18 protein-coding genes are annotated in these 19,522 nt (G+C 68.4%); 9 read left to right on the top strand and 9 right to left on the bottom strand.

The window, feature by feature from the left end; genetic code table 11:
* Positions 1-312: 312 nt before the first annotated feature.
* Entirely contained in the window at positions 313-1,521 is a 1,209-nt protein-coding gene (gene tyrS, locus CYU89_RS11315) for a tyrosine--tRNA ligase (protein WP_296281086.1), read from the bottom strand.
* A 185-nt stretch (positions 1,522-1,706) separates the two neighbouring features.
* Between tyrS and CYU89_RS11310 the strand changes: the two genes are divergently transcribed.
* Together CYU89_RS11310 and CYU89_RS11305 are read left to right on the top strand one after the other, a co-directional pair.
* Positions 1,707-3,152, top strand: coding sequence for a peptidoglycan DD-metalloendopeptidase family protein (locus CYU89_RS11310; RefSeq protein WP_296281084.1), 1,446 nt, complete (start codon positions 1,707-1,709; stop codon positions 3,150-3,152).
* Positions 3,153-3,222: 70 nt separating this feature from the next.
* A complete protein-coding gene (locus CYU89_RS11305; protein ID WP_296281082.1) occupies positions 3,223-4,362 on the top strand; it encodes an anhydro-N-acetylmuramic acid kinase in 1,140 nt (379 codons plus the stop codon).
* On the opposite strand, the gene CYU89_RS11300 is transcribed toward CYU89_RS11305, so the two are convergent.
* From CYU89_RS11300 to CYU89_RS11290, 3 genes are read right to left on the bottom strand one after another with little or no spacing between them, the layout of a single operon-like run.
* Positions 4,359-4,586, bottom strand: coding sequence for a hypothetical protein (locus CYU89_RS11300; protein WP_296281080.1), 228 nt, complete (start codon positions 4,584-4,586; stop codon positions 4,359-4,361). The two genes, CYU89_RS11305 and CYU89_RS11300, sit on opposite strands and share 4 nt — an antisense overlap.
* Positions 4,587-4,633: 47 nt before the next feature.
* Positions 4,634-5,968, bottom strand: a complete 1,335-nt coding sequence (locus CYU89_RS11295) for an MFS transporter (protein WP_343125253.1) — start codon at positions 5,966-5,968, stop codon at positions 4,634-4,636.
* The gene (locus tag CYU89_RS11290) at positions 5,968-6,738 is read right to left on the bottom strand and encodes an exodeoxyribonuclease III (protein ID WP_296281078.1); all 771 of its coding nucleotides are present in this window, start codon (positions 6,736-6,738) and stop codon (positions 5,968-5,970) included. Before CYU89_RS11290 ends, CYU89_RS11295 begins: the two co-directional genes overlap by 1 nt.
* Positions 6,739-6,851: 113 nt before the next feature.
* On the opposite strand from CYU89_RS11290, the gene pyrE reads away from it, so the two are divergent.
* Positions 6,852-7,523, top strand: a complete 672-nt coding sequence (gene pyrE, locus CYU89_RS11285) for an orotate phosphoribosyltransferase (protein WP_296281075.1) — start codon at positions 6,852-6,854, stop codon at positions 7,521-7,523.
* Positions 7,524-7,540: 17 nt separating this feature from the next.
* Positions 7,541-8,257: a hypothetical protein gene (locus CYU89_RS11280; RefSeq protein ID WP_296281074.1), complete on the top strand. Its 717-nt coding sequence runs from the start codon at positions 7,541-7,543 to the stop codon at positions 8,255-8,257.
* Between the two features lie 92 nt (positions 8,258-8,349).
* Here CYU89_RS11280 and CYU89_RS11275 read toward each other — a convergent pair whose 3' ends face one another.
* The 3 genes from CYU89_RS11275 to coaBC are packed head-to-tail and all read right to left on the bottom strand — an operon-like array spanning position 8,350 to position 12,385.
* Complete coding sequence (locus tag CYU89_RS11275; RefSeq protein WP_296281072.1) at positions 8,350-10,686, bottom strand: phosphomannomutase/phosphoglucomutase; 2,337 nt, start codon at positions 10,684-10,686, stop codon at positions 8,350-8,352.
* Between the two features lie 14 nt (positions 10,687-10,700).
* On the bottom strand, positions 10,701-11,165 hold the full coding sequence (dut, locus tag CYU89_RS11270; protein WP_296281070.1) for a dUTP diphosphatase: 465 nt from the start codon (positions 11,163-11,165) through the stop codon (positions 10,701-10,703).
* The gene (gene coaBC, locus CYU89_RS11265) at positions 11,162-12,385 is read right to left on the bottom strand and encodes a bifunctional phosphopantothenoylcysteine decarboxylase/phosphopantothenate--cysteine ligase CoaBC (protein WP_296281067.1); all 1,224 of its coding nucleotides are present in this window, start codon (positions 12,383-12,385) and stop codon (positions 11,162-11,164) included. Before coaBC ends, dut begins: the two co-directional genes overlap by 4 nt.
* 96 nt (positions 12,386-12,481) lie before the next feature.
* Between coaBC and radC the strand changes: the two genes are divergently transcribed.
* From radC to CYU89_RS11240, 5 genes are all read left to right on the top strand, one after another.
* The gene (gene radC, locus CYU89_RS11260; protein ID WP_296281065.1) at positions 12,482-13,156 is read left to right on the top strand and encodes a DNA repair protein RadC; all 675 of its coding nucleotides are present in this window, start codon (positions 12,482-12,484) and stop codon (positions 13,154-13,156) included.
* 86 nt (positions 13,157-13,242) lie between these two features.
* Positions 13,243-14,934: an arginine--tRNA ligase gene (gene argS, locus CYU89_RS11255; RefSeq protein WP_296281064.1), complete on the top strand. Its 1,692-nt coding sequence runs from the start codon at positions 13,243-13,245 to the stop codon at positions 14,932-14,934.
* A 14-nt stretch (positions 14,935-14,948) separates the two neighbouring features.
* Positions 14,949-15,746 (top strand): SPOR domain-containing protein, encoded by a 798-nt coding sequence (locus tag CYU89_RS11250; RefSeq protein WP_296281062.1) that lies wholly within the window; start codon positions 14,949-14,951, stop codon positions 15,744-15,746.
* Positions 15,743-16,153, top strand: coding sequence for a hypothetical protein (locus tag CYU89_RS11245; protein ID WP_296281061.1), 411 nt, complete (start codon positions 15,743-15,745; stop codon positions 16,151-16,153). Before CYU89_RS11250 ends, CYU89_RS11245 begins: the two co-directional genes overlap by 4 nt.
* A gap of 34 nt (positions 16,154-16,187) precedes the next feature.
* Complete coding sequence (locus tag CYU89_RS11240; protein ID WP_296281059.1) at positions 16,188-16,937, top strand: SDR family oxidoreductase; 750 nt, start codon at positions 16,188-16,190, stop codon at positions 16,935-16,937.
* Positions 16,938-16,957: 20 nt separating this feature from the next.
* Here the strand turns inward: CYU89_RS11240 and CYU89_RS11235 are convergent, their stop codons facing one another.
* A complete protein-coding gene (locus CYU89_RS11235) occupies positions 16,958-17,515 on the bottom strand; it encodes a hypothetical protein (RefSeq protein ID WP_296281057.1) in 558 nt (185 codons plus the stop codon).
* Between the two features lie 18 nt (positions 17,516-17,533).
* Positions 17,534-19,423, bottom strand: coding sequence for an arginine decarboxylase (speA, locus tag CYU89_RS11230; protein ID WP_296281055.1), 1,890 nt, complete (start codon positions 19,421-19,423; stop codon positions 17,534-17,536).
* Between the last annotated feature and the right edge of the window lie 99 nt (positions 19,424-19,522).

Raw genomic sequence — 19,522 nt, 5'->3', positions numbered from 1 at the left:
CTGCAGGCGCCCACACAAGTCACCTGCGCACACTGTCAAAGAGCTGCGAAGTCGGCCTCAGCGCCTTCCTTCGTAAACCTCGTCGTTTCCGTCGAGGTGAGCCGCCTATTATGGCGGGTTTTTCTGTTCCGTCAACACCTTTTTTCGAAGTTGTTGGCGATCCGCTTTCCCTTCCCATGACGCCTTCCCGTTCCGGCAAGGCCCCGTGCGTCGGGGGAGGGAAAGTATGGCCGGTTCTCCCGGCTTTGGGAAGGGGTCGGAGAAGAAAAATTCACACTGCGTCGACCGGCATTCCTGCAGCCCCTCCGCCGCTCAGCCGGTCACCAGGCGAACGCGCGCGAAGTTGCGCTTGCCCACCTGGAGGACGCCCTCGAAACCGGGCGCAAGGTGCAGTCCGGCATCCTCCACCACGTCGCCTTCCAGCTTTACCGCACGCTCCTTGAGCTTGCGGTTCGCCTCCGAATTGCTGGGCGTGATGCCGGCGGCCGTCAGCAGCGCCGCGATGCGGATGCCCTCTGCAGGCACCACGACATCCTTCAGCTCGAGCAGCGAGGTGTCGCCCTGGCCCGTGACGACGGCATGCCAGCCGGTGATGGCCTTCTCCGCTTCGGCGGCATCGTGGAAACGGGCCGCCAACTCGCGCGCCAGCCGGAGCTTCACATCGCGCGGGTTCAGCTCGCCGCCGTCGACGGACGCTTTCAGCGTGGCGGCTTCCGCGCCGCCGATCTCAAAGCTCAGCAGCTCGATCCAGCGCCACATCAACGCGTCGCCGATCTTCATTGTCTTGGTGACGATGTCGATGGCCGGCTCGCTGACCCCGATGTAGTTGCCCAGCGACTTCGACATCTTGTTGACACCATCCAGGCCTTCCAGCAGCGGCATGGTCAGCACGACCTGGGGTGCCTGGCCGTGATGCTCCTGCAAGCCGCGCCCCATCAGCAGGTTGAACTTCTGGTCCGTGCCGCCGAGTTCTACGTCCGCCTGCAGCGCCACGGAGTCGTAGCCCTGCACCAGCGGGTAAAGGAACTCGTGGATCGCGATCGACTGCTGCGCCGCGTAACGCTTGGCGAAATCGTCGCGCTCCAGCATCCGCGCGACGGTGTGCTGGCCGGCGAGGCGGATCATGTCCGCCGCGCCCATCCTGCCGAACCATTCGGAGTTGAAGCGGACTTCGGTCTTCTCGCGGTCCAATACCTTGAATACCTGCTCCTCATAGGTGCGGGCATTGGCCAACACATCCTCGCGGGTCAGCGGCTTGCGGGTCGCGTTCTTGCCCGACGGGTCGCCGATCATTCCGGTGAAGTCGCCGATCAGGAAAATCACCTGGTGGCCCAGGTCCTGGAACTGGCGCATCTTGTTCAGCAGCACTGTATGACCCATGTGCAGGTCGGGCGCCGTGGGGTCGAACCCCGCCTTCACGCGCAGCGGACGGCCGGAGGCGAGGCGCGCCTGCAGGTCTTCGATCTTCAGTATTTCGTCGGCACCACGGCCGATCAGGGCAAGCGCTTCTGCGGAGGACACGGGATAGCGGTTCCAGATAGAGGGGCCACGTGAAGGCCAAGTCAGTGACGTGAAGTTGCCGTTAAAAGAAAGTAAACAGTGATACCAATCAAAAAAGCTATCTGACTCAATGGTTTGACGCGAAGTCTTCGCGTGTCTATGGTACGCCGATTGGGGCTTTGCCTTGGCCCCGGGGTGCAACCTTGATGCAAACTCATGGGGGCGGCAACAGCCGCAAGCAACTGTTTCGCGAGCGCCTGGGGGTGCTCCGCGATAGCGCCGTGAAGCGTCATCTGCCGGAGGGGCGATGGACGCGACGCCACTGGATCCACGCCACCCTGTTCACCACCATCGGCGTGCTGATGGCGACGATCGTGCCGGGCTTCTCGAGTGCGATCCAGGCGCCGATCTCCGAACCGCGCAACACCTTGCTGCTTGATCTGCCCGAACTGTCCGCAGAGCGCCAGGCCGGTATCGCCGGCGACAGCTGGCAAGTGGTGCGGGTGAAGCGCGGCCAGACGCTGGGCGCGATCTTCGAGGAGCTGGGCATCCCGGCCGCGACGCTGCACCGCATCCTGGACAACGCGGATGCCAAGAAGGCGCTGACCCGCCTGAAGCCCGGCACCGAGATCGCCTTCGACCTGCCGGTGACCGGCGGCCTGCGCACCCTGCGCTACGACCGCGATCCCAGCCATCGCGTCGAACTCGTGGTCGGCGAGGACAAGGTCACCGAGCGCGTGATCGCGCGCGAGACCACGACCCGTACCGTCGTGCTGAGCGGCAAGGTGGGGCGTTCGCTCAACCGGTCGGCCCGCAAGGCGGGGCTGACGTCCGCCAACATCAATTCGATGACGGACGAGATCTTCAAGTACGACATCGACTTCAATTCCGACCTGGGACCGGAAGACCGTTTCAGCGTGGTGGTCGAACAGACGTGGCGCGAGGGCGAGCTGATCAGCACCGGCCCCGTGCAGGCCGCCACGTTCACCGTCGACGGGAAACTGCATTCGGGCTTCCGATTCACGCGTCCGGGCGGCAAACCGGAGTACTTCACCGCCGCAGGCCGGCCGCTGAAGAAGAACTTCATCCGCATGCCGATTGCGTATGCGCGCATGAGCTCGAAGTTCGGTGCGCGCCGCCATCCGGTGCTGGGCACGATGCGCATGCACAAGGGCGTGGACTATGCCGCCTCGACGGGTACGCCGATCATGGCGGCCGGCGATGGCCGCGTGCAGTTCGCAGGGTGGCAGGGCGGCTACGGCCGTACCGTGATCCTCGACCACGGCCGCGGCCATACCACGCTGTACGCGCACATGTCGCGCCTGGGCAAGATTAAGCCGGGCCAGCGCGTCGCGCAGGGCACGGTGATCGGTTACGTCGGCACCACCGGGCTGTCGACCGGCCCGCACCTGCATTACGAATTCCGCATCAACGGCGTGCACCGCAATCCGCTGTCGGTGACGATGCCGCCGCCGGAGCCGCTGTCCGGCGCGCAACTGGCGGCGTATCGCACGTACACGGCCAATGCGCTGGCACGTATCCGCACGGTGGAAGACATCATCTATGCCGATGTTGGCCCCGCCGACGAGGCGAAGGCGACCACCGTCGCCGCCGCCAAGCCTGCCAGCGGCAAGAAGGGCGGCAAAGGCTGAGCCCGGCGCATGGCGGCGAACAAGAAAAGGCGGGACACTGTCCCGCCTTTTCTTTGCGTGACGTTCCCGCATGACCGACGCCATCGACGCCACCGTTTCCGAGCTCTACCTGGGCCTGATGTCGGGCACCAGCGCCGACGGCATCGACGCCGCCCTGGTGCGCTTCGAGGGTGAGGGCCGCGCACTGCGGTGCGACCTGGTGCGGGGCCACACGTTCGCCTGGGATCCCGCCTTGCGCACGACGCTCGTTGCGCTCGGCCAGGGTGCGGACAGCGTGTCGCTGGATACGGTGGGCCTGCTCGATGCCCGCATCGCCATCGCATTCGCCGATGCCGCGCTGTCGCTGCTGCAGGCCGCCGGCGTGCCGCGCGGCCGCGTCCGTGCGATCGGCTCCCACGGCCAGACGGTGCGCCACCGGCCGCATGCGGAGCCGCCGTTCACCTGGCAACTCGGCGATGGCAACGTCATTGCTGAACGCAGCGGCATGACAACCGTCGCCGACTTCCGTCGCCGCGATGTGGCGGCGGGCGGCCAGGGCGCGCCGCTGATGCCGGCGTTCCATGCCGCGCTGCTGGGATCGACGCACGAAGACCGCGCGGTGCTCAACCTGGGCGGCATCGCCAACTTCACGTTGTTGCCGGGCGCGGGGGATGTCCGCGGCTTCGATACCGGGCCGGCGAATGCCTTGATGGATGCCTGGTGCGAGCGCCATACCGGGCACGCCTACGATGCCGACGGTGCCTTTGCCGCCAGCGGCCAGGTCGATGCGGCGTTGCTCGCGCGCTTGCTGGCCGAACCCTGGTTCGCCGCACCGCCGCCGAAAAGCACGGGGCGCGAACACTTCCACCTGGACTGGCTGCAGGCCCGCCTGGAAGGGAATTCCGTATCGAATGCGGACGTGCAGGCCACCCTGCTGGATCTCACCGCGCGTACCGTGGCCGATGCCCTGCACATGACGCAGCCCGACACGCGACGCGTCCTGGTCTGCGGCGGCGGCGTGCGGAACCCGGTGCTGATGGCGCGGCTGGCGGCCTACATGCCGCAGGCCGTGGTGGAGTCGACGGCCACCCACGGCCTGGACCCGGACTATGTGGAAGCGATGGGGTTCGCGTGGTTGGCCCGCGAGACGCTGGCGGGTCGCCCCGGCAACCTTCCCGCCGTCACCGGCGCATCGGGCCGCCGCGTGCTCGGCACTGTGTATCCGGCCTAGAACCCCTTGCCGGACGGAACGTCCTTCAACGCGCTGATCGCCTCGGCCAGCGCATTGACCTCGCGGTCGTCGAAGCCGCCACGGACTTCCGCCTCGCAGACGAACAGGCCCTGCTCCAGCAGGTTGAAGATGGTGTCGTGGATCGGCCAACCCCGCGCCTGCGAGACGCGCCGGATGCGCTCGGCGAGGATCGGGTCCACGTCCTTAAGCACGATGTCGGTCATCCCCTCCTCCCCTGGCCTGCCCCGGCGGGAAACTGTAGCGCAGTCATTCAAGCCGGCGTATCCGGCGCGCGCGCGTCAACGCCGGTGGCGGCCTCATGGCCGCTGCCGAACCGGATGCGCGGCGCGAGCCAGAAGAACAGGATCACCGCCGGGACGGCCACCAGCGCAGTGATCCAGAAATACACCGCATATCCGGTCTGCTCGACGATGCCGCCGGACACCGCGCTCAACAGTTTGCCCGGCAGCATCACCAGCGAGGAGAACAGCGCGTACTGCGTGGCGGTGAAACGCTGGTTGACCAGCGCGGACAGGAACGCCACCAAGGTCGTGCCCTGGAACCCCTGGGCGAGATTCTCGCCCGAGATCACCAGCGTCAGCTTCCATACGTCGCCATCGGCGCCGACCAGCCAGACATACAGCAGGTTGCTGATCGCGCCCAGCACGATCCCCACCAGCAGCGGCCATTTCACGCCCCAGCGGGCGATGGCGATGCCGGCCAGGAACACGCCGGCCAGGCCCACCCAGATGCCATAGAACTTGGTGACCGTCGCGATCTCGGTCTTGGTGAAACCCTCGCCGAGGTAGAACGGCGCCATGATGCCGCCGCCCAACGACTGGTCGGAGATCTTCGCCAGCAGGATGAACGACAGTAGCGCCAGCGCCAGCGCCGGGCCGAACCGGCGGAAGAAATCGAGGAACGGCTCCACCACGCCTTCCTGCAGGCCTTCGGCCCACGTCGTCATCCGCACCCGCACGACATCCGGTTCCGATGCCAGCAATACGGCGACGACCGGAATCAGCATGAAGGCCGCCATGGCGACATACACCTGCGGCCAGGGCACGTGGTCGGCCAGCACCAGGGCGAGCATGCCCGTGATGATCAGCGCGATGCGGTAGCCGAGCGAATACGTGGCCAGCAGCGCGCCCTGCGACTCCTGCGGCGCGATCTCGATGCGGTAAGCGTCCACGGCGATGTCCAGCGTGGCGCCGGCAAAGGCCGTCAGCAGCGTGACCCAGATGAAGGGCGCCAGCGTCCCCGGTGTCAGGTGCGCCATCAGTAGCAGACCGACGATGACCACTCCCAGCGCCAGCAACAGCCAGCCGCGCCGCTGGCCCAGCCCGCCCAGCAATGGCAGGCGCCAGCGATCCACCAGTGGCGCCCACAGGAACTTCAACGTGTAGGTGAGCCCCGCGCTGGCGATCAGGGTGATGTTCTTCAGTTCCAGCCCGTTCTCGGTCAGCCAGTACGCCAGCGTTCCGGCCACGAGCAGGAATGGCATGCCCGAGGCGAAGCCGAAGAAGAACATCGTCCACGCCGAAGGCTGCGCGAACGCACGCCAGACGGAAGGCTTGGCGGGACGTTCGCCGACGGAGGTCGTCATCAGGTGTAGTCCACCGTGAAGGGGGCATGGTCGGAGAAGCGCTGGTCGCGGTAGATCGAACAGGCCTTCAGGCGGTCGCGCAGCGAGGGCGTGACGAACTGGTAATCGATGCGCCACCCCACGTTGTTGGCGCGCGCGGCGCCACGGTTGCTCCACCAGGTGTAGTCCTGCCCTTCCGGATGCAGCGCGCGGTAGGCGTCGACCCAGCCCCCGTCGTCCACGCACATACCGTTCAACCAGTCGCGCTCCGGCGGCAGGCAGCCGGAATTCTTCTGGTTGCTGGTCCAGTTCTTGATGTCCAGCCGGCTGCGCACGATGTTCCAGTCGCCGCACAGCACGTAATGGCGACCACTGCGGCGCCATTCGTCCAGCACCGGCGCCAGCCAGTCCATGACCTTGAACTTGAAGCCCTGCCGCTCGTCGCCCGAGGAGCCGGACGGGATGTAGAACGAGACCACGCTCAGGTCGCCGAAGCGCGCCTCGATGTAGCGGCCTTCTTCATCGAAGTCCGGCCAGCCCAGCGCCGTACGGATCTCGTCCGGCTCGCGCTTGGCGTAGATCGCCACGCCGCTGTAGCCCTTCTTGGTGCTCGCATCGCGGAACCAGGCCTTGTAGCCGGCGGGCAGGAATTCCGGCCCGGCCAGCTGGTGTTCCTGGGCCTTGGTCTCCTGCACGCACAGGACGTCGGCCTGCTGCGCCGTGAACCAGTCGAAGAAACCCTTGGTGGCTGCCGATCGCAGCCCGTTGGCGTTGAAGCTGATGATGCGCATGTGCACGTCGTTCGTCGGAAACCGGGCAAGCGTACCCGAACCCACGCGGCCATCGCGCGATGCACGCCGCAGGGCGGGTATCCTGTCGTCTCACCTGTTCATTCCCGCCGCCCATGTCCGACCACCGCTCCCGCTTCCTCCAGCTCGCGTTGCACGCACAGGCCCTGCGCTTCGGCCAGTTCACGCTGAAGTCGGGGCGGCAGAGTCCGTACTTCTTCAACGCTGGCCGTTTCGACAGCGGTGCGCGGCTGGCCGGGCTGGCCAGCTGCTATGCGGATGCGGTGGAAGACGCCGGCCTGTCGTTCGATCTGCTGTTCGGCCCGGCCTACAAGGGCATCCCGCTGGCGACCGCGGTGGCCTGCGAGTTCGCCCGCCGCGGCCGCGACCTGCCGGTGGCGTTCAATCGCAAGGAAGCCAAGGACCATGGCGAGGGCGGCCTGCTGATCGGCGCGCCGCTGGAAGACCGCCGCGTGTTGATCGTGGACGACGTGATCACCGCTGGCACCGCCATCCGTGAAGCCCTGGGCCTGATCCGTGCCGGCGGCGGCACGCCGGCCGGCATCGTGGTGGCGCTGGACCGGCAGGAAGTGCTGGGCGATCCCGGTACCGGCGGTCCACGCCGCTCGGCCGCGCAGTCGGTGGCCGAGGAAACCGGCGTTCCCGTGGTGGCCGTGGCCAGCCTGCACGACCTGCTTGCATTTGCCGGCGAAAGCGCCGACCTTGTCCGCCATCGCGACGACCTGCTGGCCTATCGGGCCCGCTACGGCAGCGCGACCCAGGACTGAAGCAGCAGGGGGCTGCCATGACCGTCCGCACTTCCTACCTGCTGGCTGCCGCACTCCTGGCCACGCCGCTGGCGTTCGCCCAGGGCAACAAGGGCGCGGCCAAGCCCGCGGTCAACAAGAAACTCTTCTGCTGGGAAGAGAAGGGCCAGCGCGTCTGCAGCGATGCGCTGCCGGCCGATGCCGTCAATGTCGCGCGCGACGAGATCAGCGCCGCCAGTGGACTGCGCACGGGCGGCGTGGACCGCGCCATGACGGACGAGGAGCGCGCGTTGGCCGCCATCGCGGCCCAGCAGCAGTTGATCGATGATGCCGCCGCCGACATGCGCCGGCGCACCGATGCCGCCATGCTGCTGTCATACCGCAGCGAAGAGGAACTGCGCCGCGTCTTCAACGAGCGCACGGCGATCGTCGACAACAATGTCCGCACCGCCGGCTACAACGCCGTCAGCCTGCGCGACGGCCTCATCAGCCTGCTGCAGACCGCGGGCGACCGCGAGCTGGCGGGGCAGCCGGTGCCCAAGGAGATGGTCGCTTCCATCCGCCAGCGGCACGCCGAGCTGGTGCGCACCCGCCACCTGCAGCAGAGCTTCGAGAAGCAGCGCGCGGAACTGGACGTGGAGATCGCCGACATCCTGCAGCGCTTCCGCGCCATGAGGGGCGTCACCCCGGAACAGGCGGAAGACGCGATGCTCAACGCCACGCCACCGGCAGGGACGGCGCCTGCGCCGAGATGATGCGTCAGGCGCGATCGGCATTGCCCGCTGCACCATGAAAGAACGCCGGGCATTGCCCGGCGTTCGCGCACTGGCCCTCCCTGCGCGGAAGGTCAGAACGTCATCTTCAGTTCCGGCGCCAGCGCCTGCAGTCGGGTCCGGAACTCGGTCTTGATCCGCTCGAGCGCCGCCGTCGTGTCGGCTTCGAACCGCAGCACCAGGATCGGCGTGGTGTTGGACGCGCGCACCAGGCCCCAGCCGTCGTCCCAGTCCGCGCGCAGGCCATCGATCGTGGACAGGCGTGCACCCTCGAACTCCGCACCTTCGACGAAGCGCTCGACGATGGCGTGCGGCGTACCCTCCCGCACGTCGACCTTGATCTCCGGCGTGGATACCCCGTCCGGCAACTCCGCCAGGACCTCGGAGGGCGTTTCCGCGCGGTTGGCCAGGATCTCCAGCAGGCGGGCGGCCGAATACAGGCCGTCGTCGAAGCCGTACCAGCGCTCCTGGAAGAAGAAGTGGCCGCTCATCTCGCCGGCCAGTTCCGCACCGCTCTCGCGCATCTTGGCCTTGATCAGCGAGTGCCCGGTCTTCCACATCATGGGCGTGCCGCCATGGCGCAGCACCCAGCCCTGCAGCTTCCCGGTGCACTTCACGTCGTAGATGATCAGCGCGCCGGGATTGCGCTCCAGCACATCGGCGGCGAACAGCATCAACAGGCGGTCGGGGAAGATCACCGCGCCTTCCTTCGTCACCACGCCCAGGCGGTCGCCATCGCCGTCAAAGGCTAGGCCGAGGTCGGCGTCGAACCGCTTCACCGTCTGGATGAGGTCTTCCAGGTTGTGCGGTTCGCTGGGGTCTGGATGATGGTTGGGGAACGTGCCGTCCACCTCGCAGTACAGCGGAATGACGTCGGCGCCGATGGCTTCGAGCAGCTGCGGCGCGATGTCGCCGGCCACGCCATTGCCGGCATCCACCACGATCTTCAGCGGACGCTCCAGCTGCACGTCGTCGGCGATGCGCTGGATGTAGTCGGCCGAGACGTCCCGTTGCTGCAGGTCGCCCGGCACGCCGGCCAGGTACAGGCGGTTGTCGCGGATGCGTTCGTACAGATCGGTGATGGCGTCGCCCGACAGCGTCTGGCCGCCGACCACGATCTTGAACCCGTTGTAGTCCGGCGGGTTGTGGCTGCCGGTGACGGCCACGCAACTGCCGGCGCGCAGGTGGTAGGCACCGAAGTACGCCACCGGCGTGGGCGCCAGGCCGATATCGATCACGTTGCGTCCCGCCTTGCGCAGGCCTTCGATCAATCCACCGGCCAGGTCCGGCCCCGACAGGCGGCCGTCGCGCCCGACGACGATGTCCATCAGGTCCTCGTCGCGCATCACCGAGCCGATGGCCAGGCCGATCAGTTCGGCCACCTCGATGCTCAGCGAGGCGCCGACGATGCCGCGTATGTCGTAGGCGCGGAAGATGCCCGGGTCGACCTCCACGGTCTTTGCGTCCGCCTGCCGGTACGCGTCTGCCTCCTCGTCGGCGGAGCCAGCGCGCGCCGTCGGCGCGGGCGGGGGATCGCGCAGCAGCGCCTCGCCCAGGGTGGGTTCGTCCATGTCGTGCATCTCTGCTCCTTTCTTTCCAAACCGTCCCACCCGGACACCGCCACGCGCGACCACGACCGACGCGATGGCCAGGCCTGCCAGCAGGGCCGCCACCACCAGCGCCGGGATGGCGCCCAGGCCCAACGGACCGGATTCGCTGTCCGGCGCCGCCGTGGCCACGCGCAGGCCGGTCTTGCCCACCGCGTGCGCCATGCGTTCTGCGCCGTCGGACAACTGACTGTCGCCGCGCTGCTGGATGGAGTAGCCGCCCTGTCGCAAGGCCAAGTAGCCGCCGGCGGGCAGCGCCACGCCATCGAAGCCGGCAGTCAGGCGCGCCAGTGGCACGCTCACGTACAGCACGCCCTGCGGCACGGCCGCCGCCATGCCGAAGGCGGTCTTCTTGCCGTCCTTCACCACGCGCGTCGCGACGGCATCGCCCTGCATCCCGGCTTCCAGCAAGGCCAGCTTGCTGAAGCCGAATGCCGCGGCGTCGTCATAGGCGGCCTGCAGCCCGCCCTCCAGGATCTCGACGTGCTCCACGCCGGCCCATCCTTCGCGGACGGCGGCCACCGCAGCCGCAGGGTCGTTGGCGGCCAGCGCCGCCTTGACCGGCGCGGACGCCAGGCGCTGCTGCAACTGTTTCACCTGCGCCGCGTGGCTGGCCTGCACCGCCTCCACCGCCCGGTCGCGCGCGTGCTCGACGTCTTCCAGCAAGCGGGCGTCGCGCCACTGCCGGATGCCGCTCCAGGCAAGCAGCGCGGCCAGCAGCGCCAGCAGCACCGCCAGCTTCGGCAAGGCGCCACGCAGGTCGCCCACGGGAATCCGCTTGCGGCTCTCGGTCGTCGTATTCATCGGCTTGTCCCCTGTCACCGCACGCCGGTGTGGCCGAAACCACCCGTCCCCCGTGCGCTGTCGGCGAAAGTATCCACCACTTGCAGGCCAACGCGCACGATCGGCAGCACCATCACCTGGGCGATGCGATCGCCGGGCTGGATGGTGAAGGCCTCGTGGCCGCGGTTCCACACGCTGATCAGCAGCGGCCCCTGGTAATCGGCATCGATCAACCCGGTGCCATTGCCGAGCACGATGCCGTGCCGGTGCCCGAGTCCCGACCGCGGCAGCACCACCGCGCACAGGCCCGGATCGCCCAGGTGCAGCGCGATGCCGCTGGGCACCAGCGCCGCATCGCCGGGCTCCAGCACCAGCGGGGCTTCCAGCGCGGCGCGCAGGTCCATGCCGGCGCTGGCTTCGGTGGCATAGGCCGGCAGCGGCCATTCGTCGCCGAAGCGCGGATCCAGCAGCTTCACTTCCACGGTGCGGTCAGCGGTCATGCGTCCAGTCGCTCCACGATCAGGTCCATCAGGTCGTCGGCCAGCCGTGTCTTCGGCGCCGACGCGAAGCTGCGTTCGCCATCCTTCCAGTACGCCGTCATCGCGTTCTGGTCGCTCTCGAAGCCGCCGTCGGCGATGCCGACCCGGTTGGCCACGATCATGTCCAGCCGCTTGGCCTCCAGCTTCCTGCGCGCGTACTCGGCCACGTTGTTGGTTTCGGCGGCGAAGCCCACCACCAGCTTCAGCGCCTGCGTCTGCGCCGCGACCTCGGCCAGGATGTCGGGCGTACGCACCAGATCCAGTGCCAGCGATTCACTGGACTTCTTGATCTTGTTGGCCGCCGGCTCGCGCGGCGTGTAGTCGGCCACGGCGGCGGCACCGATATAGATGTCGGCGGGCAGCGCGGCGAAGACGGCCGCGTGCATCTGGGCGGCCGAGCGCACATCGACGCGATCGACGCCCGCCGGGGTCGGCAACTGCACGGGCCCGGCGACCAGGGTGACGCGGGCGCCCCGCCTGGCCGCGCTCGCGGCGACGGCGAAGCCCATCTTGCCGCTGCTGCGGTTGCCCAGGTAGCGGACCGGATCCAGATCCTCATAGGTCGGGCCGGCACTGACCACGACCTTCAGGCCGGCCAGGTCTTGCGGCACCTGCGCCGCCGCCTGCCCCGCCAGGGCAGCGACGATCTCGTGGGGCTCGGCCAGGCGACCGGGGCCGGACTCGCCCTCGGCCAGCGGACCGTCGTTTGGACCGACAACCTGTACGCCACGGGCGCGCAGCGTGGCCAGGTTTGCCTGGGTGGCCGGGTGCTGCCACATGCGGTGGTTCATCGCCGGCGCGAGCATGATGGGCGCGGTGGTGGCCAGGCACAGCGTGGTCACCAGGTCGTCGGCCAGGCCGTGCGCCAATCGGGCCATCAGGTCGGCGGTCGCCGGCGCGACGATCACGCGGTCGGCCCAGCGCGCGAGTTCGATATGGCCCATCGCCTGCTCGGCGGCGCTGTCCCACAGGGTGGTGCGCGTGGGCTGGCCGGACAGGGCCTGGAAGCTCAGCGGGGTGACGAAGTGCTGGGCACCTGCGGTCATGGCGACCTGCACCTCCGCCCCGCCGTCGCGCAGCCGGCGCACCAGTTCCAGCGCCTTGTAGGCAGCGATGCCGCCCCCCACGCACAGCAGCAGCCGCTGCCCCGCGAGGCCCTGCGTCTTGTCCGGTCCACTCACGTCGGCCCATTCCTACGTCGATTCAGGCGATTAGCTTACCCGAACGCCCCGCACGCCCCGATCCCGGCCCCGCCGCCGTCCGTCGACGATGACCGCATGCACATCCGCGACTGGCCCCACGACGAACGACCCCGCGAAAAGCTGCTCGCGCGCGGGCCCACCAGCCTCAGCGATGCCGAACTGCTCGCCATCTTCCTGGGCTCCGGCCTGCGCGGCCGCGATGCCGTGGCCACCGCGCGCGAGCTGCTCGCCCACCACGGCCCGCTGCGCACGCTGCTGGAGCGTTCGCCCGCCGAGCTGGTCGACCTCCCCGGCCTGGGACCGGCCCGCGCCTGTGCGCTGGGCGCCGCGCTCGAACTCGGCACCCGCCTGCTGCACGCGTCGCTGGCGCGGGGCGACGCCATCGGCGATCCGGACGCGGCCGGCCGGTACTTCGCGCACCGGCTGCGCGGCCGCCCACACGAGGTCTTCGCCGCGCTGTTCCTGGACACGCGCCACCGGGTGCTGGCCTTCGAGGAGCTGTTCCAGGGCTCGGTGGACAGCGCCGAGGTCCATCCGCGCGAGGTCGCGCGGCGCGCGTTGGCGCTCAATGCCACGGCCCTCATCGTCGGCCACAACCATCCGTCCGGCTGCGCCGAGCCCTCGGCCGCCGACCGTGCGGTGACGCAGCGCCTGAAACAGGCGCTTGCGCTGGTCGACGTGCGCCTGCTGGACCATTTCGTCATCGGCGACGGACCGCCGCAATCGATGGCGGCTCGCGGCTGGGTCTGAGGGCGCGCTGGCTGAACCGCGCCGATCCCCCGCAGGGAGCGGGAAAAACTAGAATAGGGGGTTCCCACGCAACACGACGGTCCTCCGTGAAAGCTTCCCTCCGCGCCTTGATCGCCCAGGGCATCGATGCCCTGCGCTCCGCCGGCACCCTGCCCGCCGACACCGCCACGCCCGAGTTCGTGGTCGAGCGACCCAAGACCCGCGAGCACGGCGACTTCGCCACCAACGCCGCCATGCTGCTGGCCAAGGCGGCGCGCAGCAACCCGCGCGCGATCGCCACCACCCTGGTCGCCGCGCTGCCGGCCAGCGAGGACATCGCCAAGGTCGAAATCGCCGGCCCGGGCTTCATCAATTTCCACCTGAGCCCCGGCGCCTACCAGCGCGAAGTGACCACCGCGCTCGCCCAGGGCGCCGCCTATGGCCGCAACGACAGTGGTCGGGGCAAGACGGTGGGCGTGGAATACGTATCGGCCAATCCGACCGGCCCGCTCCACGTCGGCCACGGGCGGGCAGGCGTGATCGGCGACTGCATCGCGCGGGTGCTTGCCGCCAACGGCTGGGACGCCAGGCGCGAGTTCTATTACAACGATGCCGGCGTGCAGATCGACAACCTGGCCAAGTCCACGCAGGCCCGCGCCCTCGGCCTGGGGCCGGACAGCGACGGCTGGCCGGAAGACGGCTACCGCGGTGATTACATCGCCGACGTGGCGCAGGCCTACCTCAATGGCGATTCGGTCGAGGTCGAAGGCCATGTGGTCACCGGTGCCGGGGATCCGCAGGACCTCGACGCCATCCGCCGCTTCGCCGTGGCCTACCTGCGCCGCGAACAGAATCTGGACCTGGCCGCGTTCGGCGTGTCGTTCGACCGCTACTTCCTCGAGAGTTCGCTGTACGCCGACCAGAAGGTCGAGGAAACCGTGCGCAAGCTGGTCGCCTCGGGCCATACCTACGAGGAAGGCGGCGCGCTGTGGCTGAGGTCGACCGACTTCGGCGACGACAAGGACCGCGTGATGCGCAAGTCCGACGGCACCTACACCTACTTCGTGCCGGACGTGGCCTATCACCTGAGCAAGTGGCAGCGCGGCTACGAGCGCGCGATCACCGAGCTGGGCGCCGACCATCATGGGTCGCTGGCCCGGGTGAAGGCCGGCCTGCAGGCGCTGGGCGAAGGCATTCCGCCGGGCTATCCGGAATACGTGCTGCACCAGATGGTCACCGTGATGCGCGGCGGCGAAGAGGTGAAGCTGTCCAAGCGCGCCGGCAGCTACCTGACGCTGCGCGACCTCATCGAAGAAGCGGGCGCCGACGCGACGCGCTGGTTCCTGATCGCGCGCAAGCCGGATTCGCAACTCACGTTCGACATCGACCTGGCGCGCGAGCAGAGCAAGGACAATCCCGTCTTCTACGTGCAGTACGCCCATGCCCGCGTCTGCAGCCTGCTGCGCCGCGTGACGGAGAAAGGCTTCGCGGCGTACGACGAGGCGTCCGGCATCGCCGGGTTGCCCGCACTCACAGACGACGGCTCGCTGGCCTTGATGGTGGAACTGTCGCGTTATCCGGAGGTCGTGGAAGCGGCCGGCGCATCGCTGGAGCCCCACGCCATCGCGCAATACCTGCGCGAACTCGCCTATGCTTTCCAGGCTTGGTACGACGGCGAGCCGATCCTCGTCGACGATGCCACCCAGCGGAACGCGCGGCTTGCGCTGGCGGTGGCGGTTCGCCAGGCGCTGGCGAACGGACTTGACCTGTTGGGCGTCAGCGCGCCCGAGAAGATGTGAGCGGAGAGCAGTAGATGGCAGCAAGGCGCGGCAAGAACCAGGCCACCCGTAATTCCAGCCACGCCACGCCCGCGTGGGTCTGGCTGGTGCTCGGCCTGCTGATCGGCCTGGCGATGTATTTCATCGTGCCCGGCCTCGGCAAGAAGGACGGCGACGGTTTCTTCCGCCCGCAGCCCAACCCGGATGCGCAGCCGGCGCCCATCGACAGTGCCGACGTGGAGTCGGTGGTGCCCGATGCGCCCGTCACGGACACGCCGGCCACGGCCGCGGCGACCGACGAAAGCGCGGCGAAGGAAACGCAGTACGACTTCTACACCCTGCTGCCCGGCAAGGAAGTGCAGATGTCCGACGCGGAACTGGCGGCCAGCGCGCGCGAGGAAGACGCCCGCAAGGCGCGCGCCGCACTCAACGGACAGGCGCCCACGCCGGTCGCCACCACGCCGGCCGAGGCTGCTGTGCCCGCCCAGCCGACCCCGATCAACGAAACCGCGCCTGCGCGCGTCGCCGACGTGCCGCGCACGGCGGAGACCGCGCCCGCACCGACGCCCAGGCCGGCGACCGTGGCCAACGCCGACACGGGCGCCCGCTACATCCTGCAGGCGGGTGCATTCGGCGCATCAGGCGATGCCGAGGCGACGAAGGCCAAGATCGCGATGCTGGGCCTGAGCGCGCGGGTGGAGTCGGCGCAGATCAACGGCAAGACCGTGTACCGCGTGCGCATGGGGCCGTACGGCACCGCCAGCGAGCTGGCCGAAGCCAAGCAGAAGCTCGCCGGCAGCGGGTTGCCCGCGATGGCGGTCAAGGCGCAGTGAGCGCCGCGCGGCCGACGCTGCGTCGCCTGCTCGCGGCGACGGCCGCAGCGATGGGGGCGCTGCTGGTCGCCTCGTGGCTGATCGGCGTCGTCCTGCCCGCGCACTGGCAGGAGGTCGTGCAGACGCGCTGGGGATTCCTGGCGCCGCTCAGCTACGTCGTGACGGCCGTCTGCATGGGGCTGGGCGGCGCGCTGGCCGGCCATCGCTTCCTGATCGTCGCCATCGGCCTGACGCTGGCGGTGTGGATCGCGACCCTGGCGGTGCTGGCCGGCATCGCCGGCGCGGCGTCGGACGTCGCCTACCCGCTCGGCTTCCTGCTGCGCACCAACGCCCTCAGCGCACTCCTGTCCGTCGCCGCCGCTGCGCTCGGTACGTGGCTGGGCGCCGTCTGGCGTGCACGTCGCTGACTGCGAACCGCTTTCCCCCCGCGAAGGAATCCCCATGACCCGCACCGCCCTCATCACCGGCGCCACGTCAGGCTTCGGTGCCGCTGCCGTCCGCTGCTTCGTGGCCGCCGGCTGGCGCGTCATCGCCACTGGACGCCGCGCCGATCGCTTGCAGGCACTGGTGGACGAGCTCGGAGCGGACAAAGTGCACGCCGCCGCATTCGACATCCGCGACGAAACGGCTCTGGACGCCGCCCTCGATGCGTTACCCCCGGCCTTCCGCGACATCGACCTGCTGGTCAACAACGCCGGACTCGCGCTGGGCACGGCACCTGCGCAGCAGGCGTCGCTGGACGATTGGCGCACGATGATCGAAACCAACGTGCTGGCGCTGGTCACCGTCACCCGCCGGTTGCTGCCGTTGCTGGTGGAGCGCAAGGGCGCCATCATCAACATCGGCTCGATCGCCGGCAGCTACCCGTATCCGGGCGGCAACACGTATGGCGGCACCAAGGCTTTCGTCCGCCAGTTCTCGCTGGGACTGCGCAGCGACCTGCACGGCACCGGCGTGCGGGTGACCGACATCGAACCCGGCATGGCCGAAACCGAGTTCACCCTGGTCCGCACGCACGGCGACCAGGCCGCGTCGGACAAGCTCTACGCGGGGGCGCAGCCTATGACGGCCGATGACATCGCCGAACAGATCTTCTACGTCGCTACCCTGCCACCGCACCTCAACATCAACCGGCTGGAGATCATGCCGGTGACGCAGTCGTTCGCGGGGTTCCAGGTAGCTCGAGCGTAAAGCGGCATCCGCCCTACGCGTCAGCGTCGCGTTGCCGCGCGGGGTGGAGGCGGCAGCGGCGGGAAGGCGTCGGTCATGAACCGGCGGTGCGCGTCGGGCAACTCGGCTGGCAATGACGCGCCATCTGACAGGTGCCGGCGTATGGAACGCAGCAATTGGCCCTCTCGCCGCTCTGGCGGAGCACCCTCGACGTATTCGTACTTCAGGTCGATCACCGAGCGGCCTTGCGCCAGCAAATCCAGCTCCGGACCCGACTCGCGCGTAGCCGCCAAAAAATAGTGGCCCGTGTCGAGCCGAACAGCATCACAGCCTCCGGTACTGAAGCGAACGCTGCGAAAGCCCCTAGCATCGCCCTTCAGCGACGACACGACACGGACACGTCCATGGATCCATTCCATGTGCGCCGAGGAGCCCAATTGCGTTCTTCTGACCTCAGTTGACTCGAGCCGGAAGATGAAGACGGTACGGGCATCACTGACCTGCTGCCGAAACGACTTCCAGTCGGGGTCCTGACACGCCCACGCCGGCGTGGATGTCAGAAAAAGAACGACTGCAAGCAGGCAAAACGTTCCGCGCATCGCCCCTCCCTGATGGTCTCAGCCCAGCGGTTCGTCCGACAGGTAGGTGTAGCCGGTCAGGCCGGCTTCCAGCGCATCGGCCAGCGCCACGGCTTCATCCGCGGGCAACTTCGCCTCTTCCACGCGCGTGCGGTACGCGGACCGCAGGTCTTCCAGCTTGTAGCCCACGTAGTCGAGCATCACGTCGGTGGTGTCGCCGCGACGCTGCTGGGTGATCAGGTAGCCGGTGCCCGCGTCGGCACTGACTTCCACCGCGTCGGTGTCGCCGAACAGGTTGTGGATGTCGCCGAGGATTTCCTGGTAGGCGCCCACCAGGAAGATACCGAGGCGGTAGCTCTCGCCGGGCTTCATGGCATGCAGCGGCAGCGACGAATCCAGGCCTTCGTTCTCGACATACGTCTTGACCATGCCGTCCGAGTCGCAGGTCATGTCGGCGATGATGCCGCGGCGCGACGGCGCTTCGTCCAGGCGCTCGATCGGCACGATCGGGAAGACCTGGTCGATCGCCCATACGTCGGGAATCGATTCGAACACGCTGAAATTCACGAAATACTTGTCGACCAGCCGCTCGTTCAATTCATCCAGCAGGTCGCGATGGCTGCGCTCGTCGCTGCTCAGGCGCGCGCGCACGGCATGCGCGATGGCGTAGAACAGGTCATCGATGCGCGCCCGGTGCACCAGGTCGATCTGGCCCAGTGCGTACAGCGACAGGCCTTCGCTATGGTGGTGCTGCGCTTCGTGGAACAGCTCGACGGCCGGGCGCGTGTCGAGCTCGCCGTGGATCTCGCGAAGGTGGCGGATCACCGACGGTTCGTCGTCGTGCGACGGCGGCACGCGGCCTTCCGGCGCCTGCTCCACTTCCGACACGTTGACCACCAGCACCGCGTGGTGCGCGGTCATCGCGCGCCCGCACTCGGTGACGATGCGCGGCGGCACCAGGCCATGCTGTTCGCAGGCTTCCGCCAGCGGCTGCACGATGTTGCTGGCGTACTGGCCGATGCCGTAGTTGATCGAGCAATAGCTGCGCGAACGCGTGCCTTCGTAGTCGATGCCGAGGCCACCACCAACGTCGACGTGGCTGATGGTCGCGCCCAGCTTCGACAGCTCGACGAAATAGCGGGTCGCTTCGCGCATGCCGTTGGCGATGTCGCGCACGTTGCTGATCTGCGAACCCATGTGGAAATGCAGCAGGCCCAGCGTGTCCTGCAGGCCTGCCTCACGTAGATGCTTCCACAGGTCGAGCACCTGGCGCGGGGACAGACCGAACTTGGCCTTGTCACCACCGCTGTTCTGCCACTTGCCGGCGCCGAGGGTCGCCAGGCGCATGCGTACGCCGAGGCCGGGCTTCACGCCCAGCGCGCGCGACTCTTCGATGACCAGCGCCAGCTCGGACGGTTTCTCGATGACGATGAACGTCTGCAGGCCCAGCTTGCGGCCGATCAGCGCCAGGCGGATGTACTCACGGTCCTTGTAGCCATTGCAGACGATCAGCCCACCCGGGCGTGACAGCGCCAGTACGGCCATCAGCTCGGGCTTGCTGCCGGCTTCCAGGCCGAAACCTTCGCCTGCGTGCGAGGCGAGCGTGCCGGCGACGCCACGATGCTGGTTGACCTTGATCGGGTAGACCGCCGTGTAGCCGCCCTTGTAGTCCCACTCGGCCTGCGCCTGCGCGAACGCGGCCTGCAGCTTGCCCAGGCGGTCGCCGAGGATGTCGGGGAAGCGCACCAGCAACGGCAGCTGCGCACCCTGCGCGCGCGCGGCGTCCACCACTTCGGGTAGCGGGATCACCGGACCCTGCGCGCCCTTGGGCGACACCACGATGCGGCCGGCGGCGTCCACGTCGAAATACCCTTCGGCCCAGTGCGGGACGGAGTAGGTCTTGCGGGCGTGGTCGGTGGACCAGGACATGGCGTTTTCCAGGGTAGGGCAAGCGGACGCGCATTCTACAGGCTGCGGTCACATGGGTCCGTTACAATGCGCCGCCGCAGCGGCAGGCCCCATCGCCGT

The sequence above is a fragment of the Pseudoxanthomonas sp. genome (assembly GCF_002863005.1).
In the GTDB taxonomy this organism is placed as follows: Bacteria; Pseudomonadota; Gammaproteobacteria; order Xanthomonadales; family Xanthomonadaceae; genus Pseudoxanthomonas_A.
The sequence above is the reverse complement of the archived record's forward strand: the minus strand, read 5'-3'. Positions and strand labels throughout refer to the sequence as shown.